This window comes from Pseudanabaena sp. UWO311, assembly GCF_006937785.1.
Lineage (GTDB): Bacteria > Cyanobacteriota > Cyanobacteriia > Pseudanabaenales > Pseudanabaenaceae > Pseudanabaena.
On record NZ_SJEE01000004.1, the window covers coordinates 201366 to 217697 of the forward strand.

At 41.3% G+C, this 16332-nt stretch carries 22 protein-coding genes and 1 pseudogene; 9 read left to right on the top strand and 14 right to left on the bottom strand.

The genetic code is table 11. The features are described from left to right. The first annotated feature begins 4 nt into the window (after positions 1-4). Both PseudUWO311_RS05535 and PseudUWO311_RS05540 read left to right on the top strand, forming a co-directional pair. Complete coding sequence (locus PseudUWO311_RS05535; RefSeq protein ID WP_142654210.1) at positions 5-823, top strand: lipase family protein; 819 nt, start codon at positions 5-7, stop codon at positions 821-823. A 294-nt stretch (positions 824-1117) separates the two neighbouring features. Continuing rightward, positions 1118-1702, top strand: a complete 585-nt coding sequence (locus PseudUWO311_RS05540) for a TetR/AcrR family transcriptional regulator (RefSeq protein WP_142654211.1) — start codon at positions 1118-1120, stop codon at positions 1700-1702. Here PseudUWO311_RS05540 and PseudUWO311_RS05545 read toward each other — a convergent pair. Next, positions 1694-2368 carry an Rpn family recombination-promoting nuclease/putative transposase gene (locus PseudUWO311_RS05545; RefSeq protein ID WP_142654212.1) on the bottom strand — a complete coding sequence of 225 codons (675 nt, stop codon included), beginning with the start codon at positions 2366-2368 and terminating at the stop codon, positions 1694-1696. The two genes, PseudUWO311_RS05540 and PseudUWO311_RS05545, sit on opposite strands and share 9 nt — an antisense overlap. 111 nt (positions 2369-2479) lie before the next feature. Continuing rightward, positions 2480-2650 (bottom strand): annotated as a pseudogene (locus PseudUWO311_RS05550) (flagellar assembly protein H); the annotation flags it as partial. 159 nt (positions 2651-2809) lie between these two features. On the opposite strand from PseudUWO311_RS05550, the gene PseudUWO311_RS05555 reads away from it, so the two are divergent. From PseudUWO311_RS05555 to PseudUWO311_RS05565, 3 genes are all read left to right on the top strand, one after another. After that, positions 2810-3520: a glutathione S-transferase family protein gene (locus PseudUWO311_RS05555; protein ID WP_142654213.1), complete on the top strand. Its 711-nt coding sequence runs from the start codon at positions 2810-2812 to the stop codon at positions 3518-3520. A 107-nt stretch (positions 3521-3627) separates the two neighbouring features. After that, on the top strand, positions 3628-3909 hold the full coding sequence (locus PseudUWO311_RS05560) for an antibiotic biosynthesis monooxygenase (protein WP_142654214.1): 282 nt from the start codon (positions 3628-3630) through the stop codon (positions 3907-3909). A 182-nt stretch (positions 3910-4091) separates the two neighbouring features. Continuing rightward, complete coding sequence (locus PseudUWO311_RS05565; RefSeq protein WP_142654215.1) at positions 4092-4430, top strand: hypothetical protein; 339 nt, start codon at positions 4092-4094, stop codon at positions 4428-4430. A gap of 109 nt (positions 4431-4539) precedes the next feature. On the opposite strand, the gene PseudUWO311_RS05570 is transcribed toward PseudUWO311_RS05565, so the two are convergent. The 12 genes from PseudUWO311_RS05570 to PseudUWO311_RS05625 all read right to left on the bottom strand — a co-directional run bounded on the left by PseudUWO311_RS05570 (position 4540) and on the right by PseudUWO311_RS05625 (position 14739). Beyond that, a complete protein-coding gene (locus PseudUWO311_RS05570; RefSeq protein WP_142654275.1) occupies positions 4540-5334 on the bottom strand; it encodes a tetratricopeptide repeat protein in 795 nt (264 codons plus the stop codon). 216 nt (positions 5335-5550) lie between these two features. After that, positions 5551-6408 (bottom strand): DUF4388 domain-containing protein, encoded by an 858-nt coding sequence (locus PseudUWO311_RS05575; RefSeq protein ID WP_142654216.1) that lies wholly within the window; start codon positions 6406-6408, stop codon positions 5551-5553. A gap of 76 nt (positions 6409-6484) precedes the next feature. After that, a complete protein-coding gene (locus tag PseudUWO311_RS05580) occupies positions 6485-7024 on the bottom strand; it encodes a GTP-binding protein (RefSeq protein ID WP_142654217.1) in 540 nt (179 codons plus the stop codon). A 236-nt stretch (positions 7025-7260) separates the two neighbouring features. Then, complete coding sequence (locus PseudUWO311_RS05585; RefSeq protein ID WP_103669689.1) at positions 7261-7632, bottom strand: roadblock/LC7 domain-containing protein; 372 nt, start codon at positions 7630-7632, stop codon at positions 7261-7263. Positions 7633-7690: 58 nt separating this feature from the next. Then, a complete protein-coding gene (locus PseudUWO311_RS05590; protein ID WP_223807450.1) occupies positions 7691-8167 on the bottom strand; it encodes a hypothetical protein in 477 nt (158 codons plus the stop codon). A gap of 461 nt (positions 8168-8628) precedes the next feature. After that, positions 8629-9000 carry a roadblock/LC7 domain-containing protein gene (locus PseudUWO311_RS05595; RefSeq protein ID WP_103669689.1) on the bottom strand — a complete coding sequence of 124 codons (372 nt, stop codon included), beginning with the start codon at positions 8998-9000 and terminating at the stop codon, positions 8629-8631. 58 nt (positions 9001-9058) lie between these two features. Continuing rightward, positions 9059-9535: a hypothetical protein gene (locus PseudUWO311_RS05600; RefSeq protein WP_223807451.1), complete on the bottom strand. Its 477-nt coding sequence runs from the start codon at positions 9533-9535 to the stop codon at positions 9059-9061. A gap of 553 nt (positions 9536-10088) precedes the next feature. Further along, positions 10089-11012 carry a pentapeptide repeat-containing protein gene (locus PseudUWO311_RS05605; RefSeq protein WP_142654218.1) on the bottom strand — a complete coding sequence of 308 codons (924 nt, stop codon included), beginning with the start codon at positions 11010-11012 and terminating at the stop codon, positions 10089-10091. 195 nt (positions 11013-11207) lie between these two features. Next, complete coding sequence (locus PseudUWO311_RS05610) at positions 11208-11894, bottom strand: cysteine hydrolase family protein (RefSeq protein WP_142654219.1); 687 nt, start codon at positions 11892-11894, stop codon at positions 11208-11210. A gap of 70 nt (positions 11895-11964) precedes the next feature. Then, positions 11965-12318, bottom strand: coding sequence for a cupin domain-containing protein (locus PseudUWO311_RS05615; protein ID WP_142654220.1), 354 nt, complete (start codon positions 12316-12318; stop codon positions 11965-11967). 61 nt (positions 12319-12379) lie between these two features. Next, positions 12380-13954: an ABC transporter ATP-binding protein gene (locus PseudUWO311_RS05620; RefSeq protein ID WP_411729472.1), complete on the bottom strand. Its 1575-nt coding sequence runs from the start codon at positions 13952-13954 to the stop codon at positions 12380-12382. 101 nt (positions 13955-14055) lie between these two features. Then, entirely contained in the window at positions 14056-14739 is a 684-nt protein-coding gene (locus PseudUWO311_RS05625; RefSeq protein ID WP_103669693.1) for a cysteine hydrolase family protein, read from the bottom strand. A gap of 137 nt (positions 14740-14876) precedes the next feature. Here PseudUWO311_RS05625 and PseudUWO311_RS05630 point away from each other — a divergent pair, with 137 nt between their 5' ends. The 4 genes from PseudUWO311_RS05630 to PseudUWO311_RS05645 all read left to right on the top strand — a co-directional run bounded on the left by PseudUWO311_RS05630 (position 14877) and on the right by PseudUWO311_RS05645 (position 16312). Next, positions 14877-15431 carry a YdeI/OmpD-associated family protein gene (locus PseudUWO311_RS05630; protein WP_142654221.1) on the top strand — a complete coding sequence of 185 codons (555 nt, stop codon included), beginning with the start codon at positions 14877-14879 and terminating at the stop codon, positions 15429-15431. An 81-nt stretch (positions 15432-15512) separates the two neighbouring features. Further along, positions 15513-15848, top strand: a complete 336-nt coding sequence (locus PseudUWO311_RS05635; protein WP_190303403.1) for a hypothetical protein — start codon at positions 15513-15515, stop codon at positions 15846-15848. A 4-nt stretch (positions 15849-15852) separates the two neighbouring features. Beyond that, positions 15853-16065, top strand: coding sequence for a type II toxin-antitoxin system Phd/YefM family antitoxin (locus tag PseudUWO311_RS05640; protein ID WP_142654222.1), 213 nt, complete (start codon positions 15853-15855; stop codon positions 16063-16065). Next, the gene (locus tag PseudUWO311_RS05645; RefSeq protein WP_142654223.1) at positions 16046-16312 is read left to right on the top strand and encodes a type II toxin-antitoxin system RelE family toxin; all 267 of its coding nucleotides are present in this window, start codon (positions 16046-16048) and stop codon (positions 16310-16312) included. Before PseudUWO311_RS05640 ends, PseudUWO311_RS05645 begins: the two co-directional genes overlap by 20 nt. Positions 16313-16332: the final 20 nt, after the last annotated feature.

Sequence of the window (16332 nt, forward strand, 5' to 3'; positions counted from 1 at the left end):
ACATATGAATAATGTAGAACCATACAAAACGACTCTAAGTAGAGCTAATGCTTACTGGATGGCAAGGATTGCAGGCGCTGCATATATTAAAATGGGAGACAAAGATTATGCACCAAACGAAGCTGCAATTCTTAAGGATTTGAAGGATGAAGATCCGAAATTTCTTTCTGTGCTTGGAGTATCGGAAAACAGCGCACAAGCCGTACTAATTGAACACGAAGATTATTTTTGTTTGGCTTTTCGTGGCACAGATGAGAAGACTGATTGGTTAGACAATCTGAATATGTTTCCTGAAAGAGCATTGTTTGGAGAGTTTCATCGAGGTTTCTGGAATTCGGTCGGTGATGTGTGGGAGCCTCTATATGACAGATATATTTCTCTAAGAAAAGAAAAAAGGCGACCCATCTTTTTGACGGGTCACAGCCTTGGGGGGGCTATGGCAACTGTTGCTGCTGCAAGGTTTATTCAGATGGATTCACCTTTCGTCTCGACATATACGTTTGGACAGCCCCGCGCTATGACTCTTGAAACATCTCGCATCTTCAATCAATCAGCGATGAATCGATGCTTTCGTTTCCAAAACAACAATGATATTGTTACCCGAATGCCAGCTCGAATTATGAGCTACAGCCATGTAGGCACATATTTATATATTTCAGAAGAAGAAACAATATATAACGATCCTGGATTTTGGTTTCGTTTTATCGATTCAGTAGAAGGTAGTTTTGAATCCTTCGCTCAACTTGGGCGTTTAGATGCCTTATCAGACCATCGTATGGAGCTTTATTTGAATGCGGTTAAGAAGTGGGATTGTGCCTTTTAGCGTACTACTTGCTCTATTATTTTCTTTACTGATGTAAGCGACCGCAGCGAAGTTTTATCATCTCAAGGGCATTTGAGTAAGACTCAATTCATAGTTCAAAAGTGCGATCGCTAGTTCAAGAGAAGCGATCACATATTTGAACTATGGAGATCTCTGGAATAATGGGATTAGCCACCAAATAGATTTATTTGGTGTATTTCATTTCAAGAACACATCCTAATCGACTATAGCAAAAACTTGCTTTTTGCTATTCTTCTTGTTAGTCTTAGAAAGACTGATCGGTCTTTAATGTAAATGTCCAAAGCCCAAGAAACTAAAACACGTATTATCGAGCAAGCGGCGACTCTGTTTAATCAGCAAGGATATGCAGGAACTTCCGTTTCAGATTTGATGCGGGCCACAGGATTACAGAAAGGAGGCATTTACAACCACTTCGTTAGCAAAGATGAATTAGCATTAGAAGCATTTGACTTTGCCGTGAATTGTGTGCAACAGAAATTCATGGGCGCTTTGAGAGGAAAACGTCAAGCAGGCGATCGACTGCTTGCCATCCTTAGCGTTTACGAAAACATCCTCGATAATCCGCCAATAGAAGGAGGTTGTCCAATTCTGAATACAGCCGTAGAGAGTGATGATTTTCATCCAGCTTTACGGGCGCGATCGCAACTAGCAATGGATGCATGGCGTGATTTGATTAGACGGATTGTTGATAAAGGTATAAAGCGAGGTGAATTTCACTCAAAGGTTGATGCCGATACTGTTGCCACAATTTTGATTGCCACAATTGAAGGGTCAGTTATGCTCAGTAAACTATACGGCGATGTTTCCCATATGGAACGCGGATTAAAACATCTCAAACTTTACATTCAATCACTTTGACTTTGAGTCTTTTCGCGTTTGAGACTGTTTTACAGAAATTTTTTGCAGCTTTTGGACTTGTTTGAGGGTTAGTCCTGTAAATTTGGCTACTAAGTCTATGGCAATGTTGGAACGCAGCATATTTAGGGCAATTTGATTAGATGCTTTAGCTAAACCTTTAGCCTCGCCTTTAGCTAAACCTTTAGCCTCGCCTTCCAGCAATATTTCTTGATAAATTACCGATTCTTTCATGATTTCGCTCCTTAGTAATCTTTGGATGATTTCTTTATTCAGGGCTATTCCTGATATTATAGCGGTCGATGCGGCTACGTTGCTTTGTACTTGTTTATCTTCAATATTTTCGATTTGTCTAGCAACTTGTCTTAAGGTTTCTTCAGGGTCTTGGTTGTTAGTGAGCACGGCAAAGGGTAAGAGTCCTTGATATCGCTGAAATATTTCTGTAGGCTGTTCCCATAGTCTAATGATGTTAAATTCATGGTTGAGTCTGCCAATATTAAATGTGTTCTCATAAACTAAGCGTGATTGGCTGGGACTAAGGTAGATAACGAATTGATGGATTTGCTTTTCAGGAAATTTACGATATAGCCTGAGTTGATAATCTGCCATACGGAATGGGATGTTTTTATTTGGCTCCGTCTGAAATTCAATAGACTTAATCGGAAACAAGTGAAAGCCTTACTACATAAGGTTTTCAGAAACACCCAAGAAATCGATAAAATGCTTACTGCATAAGAGTTTGATGGCATTTTGGCTGTTTTATTTCCGATTAAGTCTAATGTGAAGGATAATTTGGATTGATTCAAGAAATACTACTGAGTCAGCGCGAATTGGCTCGACTGAGAGTTCCGATGGTTCGAGTTTGGTTAGAGTAATGGCTTCGCCAAGTAGCCAACTGGCGAAGTCTGCGGAAAAGCTTTCTGCCAAAAACTTACAGATGTTATCAATCATTGCGAAATTTTATCATTTCAATGACATTTGAGAACAACTCAATCCATAGTTCAAATATGCGATCGCTAGTAAGATTGCTATCAAAACAATGCTATAGTTTTTTGAGCAAAAAAGACCGATCGGTCTTTTTTGCTCAAACTCATTTAATAGACAACATCCATGCTGCAACTTTACTATGCTCGTCCTTCAGCTTATGCTCGCCCTGTATGGCTAGCCCTACTAGAAAAGCAACTGACCTTTGAGTTAATTCCAGTGGATTTAAGTGGCAAACAATTCGAGCCTGAATTCCTCGCTCTAAATCCTTTTAGCCATGTCCCAGTTTTGGTTGATGGTGATTTTCGGGTGATTGAATCCTTAGCGATTTTGGATTATCTGGAAGCCAAGTATCCCACTCCATCACTACTTCCCACTGATGCGATCGCTCTGGCAAAGACGCGGATGGCGCAACTGGTTGCGCTCAATGAGTTACTACCTGCGTTCATTAGGCTAATCATTAATGAAGATAACCAAACCGAAAGATCCACAGACTGGGAGTTAGCTCGGCTACGCGCAATCAATACCTTAGTCTTTTTAGAGAACTTATTGGGTGATTCCCTCTACTTTGCTGGCGAACAACTCACAATGGCAGAAATTGTGGCTGGAACATTTGTTTATAGAATGCCTTCTCTGGGAATTCCTTTAACCGATTATCCAAAATTGCAAGTTTGGTCAGAACGATTATTATTGCGTCCCGCTTGGCAGCAGATTGAGCTAAGTTTAGAAGAGTGGAGTAATTTTAAACGGCATATAAAGGTAATTCCCAAAATCTGGGAGCGTCGCCGCCGTCAACGAATTAGTTCTCTATCTGAGCAAAGACTACAACCAATCTAATCATTCATCGCAATAGCCAATAATATATAAAATCCCTAAATCTGTACCGCCCGCTAAGCGGGCGGTACAGATTTAGGTTCTGTTTTTTTAATTATGCCGAGTTACTTATGCAATACGTTTTAATCATTCATGAAGTTGAAGCTTATCCAGCTTGGAAAGCCATTTTTGACCAAGCCGCAGATATCAGAAAAAATGCTGGAGAAATCAGCTATCAGTTACTGCGTTACGACAATGATGCAAATAACATCGTCCATTTCTCAGAGTGGGCTTCTCTTGATCAAGCACGACGCTTCTTCGAGTCCAACGAATTAGTAGAAATCAGAAAGAAAGCTGGCGTAAAAGCACCAAACTTTATCTACCTACATGAGATAGAACACGGTGTGCTATAGCTTATAGCGATTTCCGACCAAACGAACCATAATAAATTTTTGAAAGTATTGCTTCGCAATACTTTCAAAAATTTATTGGTTCGGATTTGAGTTCAAAGCGTTGTAATTTTACGAGCGATCGCTACCAGTCACAAAAAATTTGGTATAGACTAGTGACTAGATGTTATAAAGGAGCAAAAACTATGATTTTTAAAACTATTTCGCTAGTCGCGACTAGTCTTGTCTCAGCCAGTATATTCGCAGCAGCTGGTGCGATCGCCCAAATTACACCCGCGCCAACCCTATCGGAGCAAACCTTACGTGAAGCTCAACAACAAGAAAGAAGCTCGCTTAGTGTCGGTGGCAGTAACCTCAACTTATTGCAACTAATTAATAATATCAACCTCGCTGGTGGCAAGTCTCCAGAGCAGTTTCGCGCTAGTCAAGCTGAATCCTTTGATGAGGCTGTGACCAATTTTAGATCTCAACAACGTAAAGACGTGAAGATTTCGATTCCCGCAGCAAATACTCCAGCTAATTAATAATCCAAAAAATAATGGCTATGCCATTATTTTTTGGATTATTAATTGGGTTTAATTCTCAACTCATAGTTGAAATAAAAAATAGCTAGCACTAAGTGCTAGCTATTTTTTATTTCAACGTCAAAAACTTTTCGAGAGCCGTGACCAATGAGGGGGGCCAACGACGAATATTTTTTACCCAATTGATATCTCGATAGCGTGGATCAAGATTATCCACAGAGACCCAATTGCTCTCAGCTTCACCTTGTTTTTGATTTGCCCAAAGCGCCGCTGTCAGAGCAGCCCGCACATCCGTAAAATTCGGATATTTGCGTAATATATTTTTCATCGCCTTAATTGCTTCATCGCTTTTACCGATCTCGTACAGAGCGATCGCATTATTACCAAAAGCCGTACTAAAGCGCGAATTAACATTCATCGCAATTTGATAATCTGCGATCGCCTCTTCCCATTTGCCTAAGCCAGCTTTGGCATTACCACGATTGTTATAAGCTGCTGCATCCTTAGGATCAATTGCTAACACGCGATCATAATCCGCGATCGCCTCTTCCCATTTGCCCAAGCTTTCCAAAGCCGCACCACGATTAAGATAAGGATCGGGGAAATTAGGCGCAAGTTCTACAGATTTGTTATAGTCTGCAAGCGCTTCTTGAGGACGGTTTTGGCTCATTTTTGAGTTGCCGCGATTGCTCCAACCTGCGGCATTGTCAGGATAGAGCTTGATTAAATCTGTCCAATAGCTCTCTGCGGCTGAAAATTCACCAGCATCTGTGGCGGTAAAGGCTTTTTTGACCAAGGCATCGAGTTGAGTTGATTCGGCTTCGGTAATGTTGAGTTGAGCTTGCACTGGTGCAGGATTCAAAAGTAAACATAAGGCAAGAAAAAGTGCAAATAGCGATCGCATAAGTATTGAATCCTTGCCAAAAGTGGAGATTGTTTTTTGTCTTAATATATCAGGCTGAGAGATTAATTGTGCCTTGCTAATTAGGGACTTACGCAATATATCGATCCCAAAAATATATCGGCGGGCTACGCCCGCCGATATATTTTTGGGTTTTTAATTCCGCTGAGCTACTTACGTTTTCGGGAATTAGAAACTAACTCTGTAAGGCAAGCTTAGTTAAGCATTAGCTTTAATCTTAAGATGACCTAAGAGGTTTTGTAAGAATGCATGGCTCGGGAATGAATTGGAGCTTCCTGATGGGACTGTCATTTGCATTTCAAGATCTTGTTTCTGTGATGGCATCTCAACAGCGATGAAGGGAACTTCTTCTACTAGTCCCATAGTCATTAGTCGAAATGCAACTTGTTGGATCTTGTCAAGCGGCAATTTCAAGTGCTTAGCAATATTCTGAAGTGAGACATCTCCTTTAGTAAACTCCCACACCTGTGATTCTAGTTGGTTCAAGCGTAATTGGGGCTTACCAGTGATTGCACTGACAATACCTGAAGACGCTTCTGGAAGCTTATCTAAAAGCATAGTCCAATCTTTTAAAGCTCGTAGACCAGCTAAGGTCACTTCACTAGGTGGAGCCTTTAACCCTGTCAATTCCGAATTAGGCGCTACTACATTAGCCTCAAACTGAAACTGTCCATCTTGCAACTCGAATAGTTTGCAAACCTGTTGTAATACCTGCTGACTAAACAACATTTTCAGTTGTTCCGCTTCTAGTAAACCCTGTTCTTTCAGACATAGCCCAGCGGGTTGATCGATAGGACATACTTCTGTAATGCGAGATGCAACTCCTGTACTCACCCATCCCCGTTTTTGAATCATCGACAACAACCCATTTCCATCAATCCTATCTCCCGCTGCAATAATATTTCCTTGTTTAAACCAAATGCGAAATATCTTGCCTGGATACAATGGATTTTGAGAGCGTTCTTGAATACTTAAACGCCCTGTCTTATTTCCCTGTTCAAGCAGTCGAAAAATCTCTGGAAGGGAGAATTCGGATAGATACCCTGAAATAGCCATGACTTAACTCCTTTGATTATGCAAAAAATCAGAATAAAAGAAACAGAATAAAATAGATTGAAAGAACTAGGAATGCTTAGACCAAACAAACTTGCATGGAATGCTGAATCAGGGTAACAATGGCTTGAGCCACTGATGACTGTTCATTAGCATTAACTGTTATGAACGGAGGTCGGGTTTTAGGATCGATATACCCTAGTGCGATCGCAATATTTTCTGAATGCCAAGCATCGGGACAGTCCGTATGAGTCAGCCCAACAACCATTGGCAGCTTTTGTCGTTGATTCATAAAGCTAGCAATTCGACGGGCATAGCGAAACTCGGCTGGACGATGCGCTGCAACAAGCAAGACATAGGCATGAGCTTGCTTAATCAAGATATCCCACATAAAGTCAAATCGGGATTGTCCAGGAGTCCCATACAGATGCAGAGCCATTTCTGGTCCAAACTGCAAGCGACCGAAATCAAAGGCAACAGTAGTTCTGGGCTTCAATTCTGCGGTTTCGTCAGTCGCTTGACGGTCAGTGTCAACAACTTCAATTTCACTGACAGATCTGATAAAAGTGGACTTCCCAGCCCCGACTGGCCCAGTCACAACCAAACGCATAATTTCCATAATGTTCAAGTGAATGACTGCAAAGTAGACTTAATCGGAAATAAAACAGCCAAAATGCCATCAAACTCTTATGCAGTAAGCATTTTATCGATTTCTTGGGTGTTTCTGAAAACCTTATGTAGTAAGGCTTTCACTTATTTCCGATTAAGTCTAGTGTAATGCAGATAAACTAAAAGGTATGATGCTCTATTTATATCTGCATTAATATCATCAATTGCTCAGCATCGACTAAGCGATTATTTTAAAATCTGCTTGATTTCTGAAACAATCCGCTTAATTTCCAACATCAAAATCCCCTGCTTTGCCTTTTGATCAGCCAATACTAGAAGTACAGCATCATCACCACAGCTTGTCAGAATACCGTAACCTTTGTCGCCTTCAACAAATATGCGCTCAATACCACCTCTGGCAAGTTCTTGTCCGATTCTTTCACCGAGAGACAGCATGGCAGCAGACATGGCCGATACTCGTTCTTCATCCATTGCACCTGGCAAGGTCGAAGCCAAGGGTAAACCATCTGGAGTAACGAGAGCCGCACCCTGAACATCGCTAGTTGCGGATACAAAATTTTGTAGAACGAGACTAAGTTTTTCTGTGTTAATTGCCACTATGAAATTCTCCTAATTAAGTACAAATGATACACAAAACAATTAATTCGATGAAGTCTTAGGCGAGGACTTCAAACTCAATAACATCATGAGAACCGCCACGCAGAACTGATTCTGTTTGCTTGCCACGAAGACGTTTGCCAGTGACTTTTTCTAGTACCCCTTGTACTGCTCCCAACGTGAATGTTAGTTTGCGAGGAGATCCTTGAGGCTCGCCAGCAGAGCAAATTGTTTCGCGACAATAAGCTAAAATCGTTTCTCCCGATTCGACAATTTTGTCGATAATGCAAAGCCTTGTGCCATCTTTCCCCAAGGCAGCTTGCAGCTTAGGAACGATTTCGGCGTTAGCAATACCTTTGCCTGTAAGACCAAGCTGTTCAGCTACTTGCTTACCACGGTTACGACCAGCAGAAATTAGAGCGATCGCGGCGGCTTTTTCCCCTAGAGCTTCTTCAGTACCGACAACTACTGCTTTGAAGCAAACTATACTACTGAAATCACCAAGTTCGTTACGCATTTGTGAAGTATTGGACATAGTAAAACCTAAATATTTACATTGATGTGTAGTGCATACCTTCATCTTGAAAGCATCAAAATTACTACTTTAGTGAAGTCACATGTACTCTATTCCCACCAGAAAATATTCGTCGGAAATGTTGATATACAGTGCTTATATCCCCTATATAGAGTTAGACTCTATCCCCCTGATAAGACTAATTAGTAGTTTTTTCCTGCTTCACTTACTCTAGTGGCTATAGCTAGCTACAGTGTCAAGGGGGACAAAAAAAAGTTGCTATTATAAAAACTTATCAATCATTTTGTTAAGCTTTTACCAATTCCTATAGATACTCCCTTCCCAGTGAAGGATTAGCGTTGCGGCGCTTCGCGCCACAACGCTAATCCTTGGTTTTTGGTGTCTATTTCTTTGATGCGAAGGGAGTTCTTAATAATTTCTGATTTTGAGCTTGCCGCTGAGCCTGATAATTGATTCAACGTTTATTTCAGAATCTGCTTGATTTCTGAAACAATCCGCTTAATTTCCAACATCAAAATCCCCTGCTTTGCCTTTTGATCAGCCAATACTAGAAGTACGGCATCATCACCACAGCTGGTCAGAATACCATAGCCCTTGTCGCCTTCAACAAATATGCGCTCAATACCACCTCTGGCAAGTTCTTGTCCGATTCTTTCCCCCAAAGACAGCATGGCAGCAGACATGGCCGATACTCGTTCTTCATCCATTGCACCTGGCAAGGTCGAAGCCAAGGGTAAACCATCTGGTGTGACGAGAGCTGCACCCTGAACATCGCTAGTTGCGGATACAAAATTTTGTAGAACGAGACTAAGTTTTTCTGTGTTAATTGCCACTATGAAATTCTCCTAATTAAGTACAAATGATACACAAAACAATTAAATCGATAAAGTCTTAGGCGAGGACTTCAAACTCAATAACATCATGAGAACCGCCACGCAGAACTGATTCTGTTTGCTTGCCACGAAGACGTTTGCCAGTGACTTTTTCTAGTACCCCTTGTACTGCTCCCAACGTGAATGTTAGTTTGCGAGGAGATCCTTGAGGCTCGCCAGCAGAGCAAATTGTTTCGCGACAATAAGCTAAAATCGTTTCTCCCGATTCGACAATTTTGTCGATAATACAAAGCTTTGTTCCATCTTTCCCCAATGCAGCCTGAAGCATTGGAATAATTTCCGCGTTAGCCAGACCTTTCCCCTCAAGACCAAGCTGTTCAGCTACTTGCTTACCACGGTTACGACCAGCAGAAATTAGAGCGATCGCAGCAGCTTTTTCCCCTAGAGCTTCTTCAGTACCGACAACTACTGCTTTGAAGCAAACTATACTACTGAAATCACCAAGTTCGTTACGCATTTGTGAAGTATTGGACATAGTAAAACCTAAATATTTACATTGATGTGTAGTGCATACCTTCATCTTGAAAGTATCAAGATTACTACTTTAGTGATGTCACACGTACTCTATTCCCACCAGAAAATATTCGTCGGAAATGTTGATATACAGTGCTCATATCCCCTATATAGAGTTAGACTCTATCCCCTGCTTGATAAGACTAGTTAGTAGTTTTTTCCTGCTTCACTTACTCTAGTGGCTATAGCTAGCTACAGTGTCAAGGGGGACAAAAAAAAGTTGCTATTATAAAAACTTATCAATCATTTTGATAGAGTCTAATCAATGCTTTTTGTATATAGAAAAAAAGAGTTAGCTAATACAAACGCCCCCCCAGAAGATGAGTGGCGGCGCAAAGCGTCGCCACTCATCTTCTGGTTTTATGTCCTAATCAAAACTTGCTTTGCTGTAGAACTATTGGAATAATCAGGTGCTGAGATAAAAAAGTTGTCTTGTGTTGTAAGTACCTATGCAGAATAATTATGCAACCCCATAAGGTTGCGACCCTAAGGGTCGCAACCTTATGGGGTTGCAATTAATTGTTTCCCAGTAAAATATCGGTCTTAGTAAAATCTGCTCCTGTCAAAATCGCCTCACTAAAATTCACCCCTCGCAAATTTGCACCTGTAAAGTTCACCCCTCCTAAATTTGCGGCTGTAAAATTTGCCTCTTCTAGATCTGCACCACTAAGATCAGCTCCGACTAATAATGCATCAGTAAAGTCAGCCTTTTGTAAACAAGCTTCACTCATCATTGCACCAGCAAGATTCGCACCGACAAATTTTGTTGCGATCATTGAGACCTCACATAAGTCAGACAGCATTAATTTGGCATTAGTAAAATCTGCACCACTTAAATTTGCCCCATTGAGTTTTGCACTAATTAAATTTATAAGTCTAAAGTTCCGTCTTCCAACTGAATACATATACAAAACTTCCTGACTGAGATCGGGAAATAGTCTGCTGCGATCATACTGATTCCCATCTAAATCTATTGAATTAGAAGATGTACTGATCAAATTGAGTAGAGGGTTTTGGATAAGATCGACATTGGTAATGTCACTATCAGGTAAAGCTTCGGCAATTAGATCGAGGCGTTGAGAAATATCCTGTCGTTGAGTTATTAACTCCTGAATTTGTAAATCAAGTTTATCAAGTTTCTGCTTTACCATCAGTTTGAAGGTTGCATAGGGGATGGTATGGGCAACTTGTAAATCTAGTAGTTGTTTTATCTCATCAAGAGAAAGTCCAAAAGCTTTGACTCCTTGGATAAATAAAAGACGTTCCAACGCATCTGTAGAGTAAATTCGATAGCCTTGCTGAGTTCGATGTGGTTTGAGCAATAACTCCAGACGTTCGTAATAGCGAATAGTTTGAACAGGAATTTCGACTAAATGACTGAGTTCACCGATTAGCCAACCACGGGCACTTCCAACTGGGCTATTTTCAATTGGTTCCATAGCACTTTAGAATCTATATTTAGGAACTTATCCTGCGCATAAATATTTTACTATAATATGGTGATCGCTACTTTAGTGAAGAAATACAGTAATTTTTGTTCGGATAAGCTATAAAAAAAGCTTTAAAAGCATTGCTTTGCAATGCTTTTAAAGCTTTTTTTGATTTGGGTTTAAGCGCAAAGCACTGTAAAAGATCTATGCGATCGCCATTGCTTGAGGTACTAATGCTGAAATCACCGCATCAGCGTTAGCAGTCCAGCCGATGATCCCGCCTTGAGCACGAAGCATCTCAATCGTTGAAGATTTAAATTCTGGGAAATAGCTCGCAGTTCCATCTTCGATTAGTAAGCATTCATAACCGCGATCGTTAGCTTCACGCATTGTTGTTTGGACGCATACTTCCGTAGTAACGCCTGTAAAAAGAAGATGGGTAATCTCTTCTTTTTGCAATATCTCCTCTAAGTTTGTTCGGCAAAATGCGCCTTTCCCTGGTTTGACAATCACAATTTCATTGTCTAGAGGCGTAAGCTCAGGAATAATATTATTACCATCTTCACCAACGATTAGGATGCGTCCCATTGTTCCTTGGTCACCAATTTTAGGGTTGCCTTGACCGCGATTGAGTTTCGAGGGAGGACAGTCTGATAGGTCAGGAGAATGCGCTTCGATGGTATGAATTACAGGAAGGTTTAGCGATCGGAAAGTTTCTAAGAGACTCTTAACTGTGGGTACGATGCTCTGTAGCTGTGTGACATCATTACCTAATGCTTCACCAAAACCACCATGTTCTAAGAAGTCACGTTGCATATCGATAATGACTAGAGCTATTTTGCTCTCAGTTGGTAATTCATACTCGTAAGGCTGAGCCGCGATCGCAGGCATAAGGTTCTCCTCAATAATTTGATTATAGTTTTTTGAGATTTCATTGTGCCTACAGCACAATGAAATCCACTTACTCATTAATAATTACAGGCTTTTCCCAGACAATGAGAACTACACATCCTTCTTCGCTAGAGACTTGGTGGCTAGTATCAGGAGAGTTGATGACTACAGAGCCTTTGGTATATTTGCCATGAGCATCGGCTTGTGAACCCGACAAGACAAATATATGTTCGTACCCTGAATGGGAATGATGGGGAATCTTCGCACCTGCTTCATAGCGTAGCAATGCGGCACTTGCTCCCATATCATTCTTGTATAAAGGATAGATTTCGACTCCTTGGCGAAATGGCTCCCAAGGTAGATCGTCATAGCTGGAACGAATGAGCAATTCAGGAAATACCCGAACCTGTTGATTGATAATCATGTTTTTTTAATATAAAGGTTTTGAATTTGCCTATGGCAAATTCAAAACCTCAAAATCCTATTTAATGTCCTGCCATTTTCTGTCCAATCTCAGCGAGATTTGCTTCAGCACTGTTGCTTTCGTAGACGAATTTACCATCGCTAATCACCAGAATGCGATCGCTTAGAGTCAAAATCTCATCAAGATCTTCACTGACCAAGAGTACAGCAACACCGCGATTGCGAGCTTCCACAATTTGATTATGAATATACTCAACCGCCGCGAAGTCTAACCCAAAGACAGGATTTGCTACAATCAATAATTTGATTTTCTCAGCGGAAAGCTCTCTCGCAAGAACAGTACGCTGCACATTACCACCTGAAAGATTACCAACAGGGGTTTCAGGCGATGGTGTTTTGATCGAGAAAACCTTAATCAAGTTCTTAGCAGTTTCGCGAATTACTTTAAATAGCAGTAAAATTCCACCTTTAGCTTGTGGAGCTCGATCAAAGGTTCTTAAAGCCAAATTCTCAGCGACGCTCATATAGGGTACGCAAGCATTTCGCAGAGGTTCTTCGGGCAGTGAGAATACTTGATGGCTATACATTTCTTTGCGGGTTGAATAGTAGCGATCGCCATTGACGAATACTTCACCCGCAGTGGGGATACGCTGACCAGAGAGAACTTCCACTAGTTCTTTTTGTCCATTGCCTGACACACCAGCGATACCGACAATTTCTCCGCTTTTGATTTTTAAATCAACACCAGCAACTGCTTCTAAACCATTGTCGCGATCGGCATGAATATTTCGCACTTCAAGCACAAGATTATCTGTCGCAACTTCTGTTTTGATGACTTGACGGGCTTCTTTGGCTTCACCGAGCATCATTGCTGCCATATCCGAGACTGACAGATCTTTGGTAGAACCTGTCCCTGCAAATTTGCCTTTACGGAGCACCGTGACATCATCGGCAAAGGCAGTAATCTCACGGAACTTGTGACTGATCATCAGCACGCTCAAGCGTCCTGCGGTAACTTCCTCGCGCAAAAGTCCTAAAACTTCATCAGCTTCTTGAGGAGTCAAAACGGACGTTGGTTCATCAAGAATGAGAATGCGACTCTTGAGATAAAGTTGTTTGAGAATTTCTAACTTTTGCTTTTGTCCAGCCGCCAATTGCGAGATTGGGGTATTGAGATCAATTTTAAAAGGAGCCGATGCCATGAATGCTTCTAGCTTTTCTAATTCATCCTTCCAATTAATGACCGTCGGGGTGTCAGGACGCACCAACAAAAGATTCTCGGCGACCGTCATCGCAGGCACAACCGTGAAATGCTGATAAACCATGCCAATGCCATAGTTATAAGCATCACGAGGACTATTGATATCGCGAGAATGCTTGTTAATCAGAATATCGCCATGAGTCGCAGCATGGAAACCCATAATGCATTTGACCAGCGTACTTTTGCCAGCACCATTTTCACCAAGTAGTGCATGAAAAGTCCCAGGAGCAAGCTTGAGCGAGACATTATCAACAGCTACGAACGAGCCAAACTTCTTAGAGATATTTACTAGCTCTAATTCAGGTGGTAAGTGCGATCGCAGGGTATCAGCGGAAACACTAGATGGAATAGTCAAGGATGGTATCGACTCTTTCATAGATTCTTCTTCGACCAGATTAGCAGCAAGATTGCTTTCAAGATCGTCAGGCATCGGTTTTTCCATAGCAACGTACTACTTAAAGCATTTTGATAATTTAACTAGAAATTTTGCGCGATCGCTGTAGTCAATGTTTCAGAATCACTGACTGCACCAAATACGCCACCTTGCATTTCGATCATTTTCAGCGCCGCAAGATGATTGCCATAATCAGTTGCACCTGTGCAGTCAGACAACATAAGACATTCATAGCCGCGATCGTTAGCATCACGCATGGTCGTGTGGACGCAGACATCGGTGGTAATGCCCGACAAGATAATATTTTGAATGCCATTACGTTTTAAAAGCAGGTCAAGATCGGTGGCATAGAATGAACCTTTCCCTGGTTTGTCGATAATCGGTTCACCTGCGATCGGGTATAGCTCTGGAATGATATCCCAACCTTTTTCACCACGGACTAAGATTTTGCCACATGGCCCTTCATCGCCAATGCCTGCACCAATTCTTTGCGATCGCCAGCGCTTGTTTTCGGGTAAATCTGATAGGTCGGGACGATGTCCTTCACGGGTGTGAATAATCAGAAAGCCTTTTTCGCGAAACAGGGTTAAAACTTTTTTAATTGGCTCAATCGGGGCGCGGGTGAGTGAGAGGTCATAGCCCATTTTGTCTACATAGCCACCAACTCCGCAGAAGTCTGTCTGCATATCGATGATGATCAGGGCAGTATTGTCTGGTCTGAGGTCGCCATTGTAGGGGTAAGGATAGGGCGTAGAGTTAATATGCATAAGCGATTTTTTTAAGATTAATACAAATTGCGTTGTAGATTTGTATTAATTGTTGAGGATCTGGTTAGCCCAGACTGTTACTCAGAAACTTATAGCGATCGCAGCTTTAATCTGCTAAACAAATACGCTAAACAAAAATGAATACTTTTTATCCTGAAAATCGGCAACAATGGCGAGAATGGTTGGCTAGGAATCATTCTATAGAAAGCTCTATTTGGCTAATCTATTACAAGAAAAACAGTGGCAAACCTTCCGGTGATGCTGTAGACGAAGCGCTCTGTTTTGGCTGGATAGACAGTAAGGCAAAGTCTATTGACACAGAAAAATATATGCAATTTTTTAGCGTGAGAAAGCCAAATAGCGTTTGGTCTAAGGTGAACAAAGAGAAAGTCGCTAGTCTAATTGAGCAGAACCTGATGACACAAGCTGGACTTAATGCGATCGCGATCGCTAAAAGTAATGGCTCTTGGAACATTCTTGATGAAGTTGAAGCTTTAATTATTCCCGATGACTTGATGACAGCATTATCTTCAAGCCCAGTTGCAAAAGAGTATTTCCTAAATTTAAGTCGCACAGACAAGCGAAATCTTTTGCAATGGATAACTTTAGCAAAGAGGGAAGAGACGAGGCAAAAACGCATTAGAGAAATTGTATTTTCCGCAGAAAACAAAAGAAAGCCCAAGCAGTTTTGAGAGTAACCGCCAGTAAAATATCACTTATGCATCAAACATAGCCTAAAATTTTAATCACATTAGCAATTGGTTAACTCGATCATGACAGAAATTACTTCAGAAATTAAATTCGCGATCGAAGGTGATGGCGCGATCGCAGCGACGGAAGAATTATTAGCAATGGAAGGAATTGAAGGTTCCTATGAAGTGGATGAGGAGATTCAGCGCGAAGGTGTGTTGGCGGTAATCGCTTCCATTGTCGGGATTGCGTCAGGAGCTTTGGCTATTGCCGAACAAATCCGTAAGTGGTATCAGGAATATAAACAAGGTAAGTCAGGCAAGAGGATCGCCAAGGTTTTGATTGTCGGGCGCAATGGCGATCGCCTCTTGCTAGAAAATGCGACAATCGAACAAATCCGTAAGGTTTTGGAGAGTTAACTTTATGACTACACTTGCGCCAGATTTATCTCAAGAGCAATACATTGTTGATGTCAACGGTAATAAAACAGCCGTGATTTTAAGTATTGAGCTATATGAGCAAATGTTAGAAGATATTCATGATTTGGCGATCGTGGCTGAGCGCCGCTCTGAACCATCAATTAGTTTGGCTGAGATGAAGAAAAGGTTGAATTCTCATGAAACCCTATCAAATTAACTTTCAGTCATCTGTTGATAAGGATCTGCGTAAACTTTCTTCAGAAAATTGCGATCGCCTTTTAGCTCGTATTGAAGAATTGGCAAATGAGCCGATGCCAGTTCAAGCCATCAAACTGAAAGGTACAGAAGGACTCTATCGCGTTCGGGTGGGAGACTATCGCATTATTTATGAGGTAGATACGTCTGCCAAAAGTATCTTGATTCACTATGTGCGACATCGACGCGAAGTTTATCGAGACATGTAAAGTTTTCCCTGCTAAATATC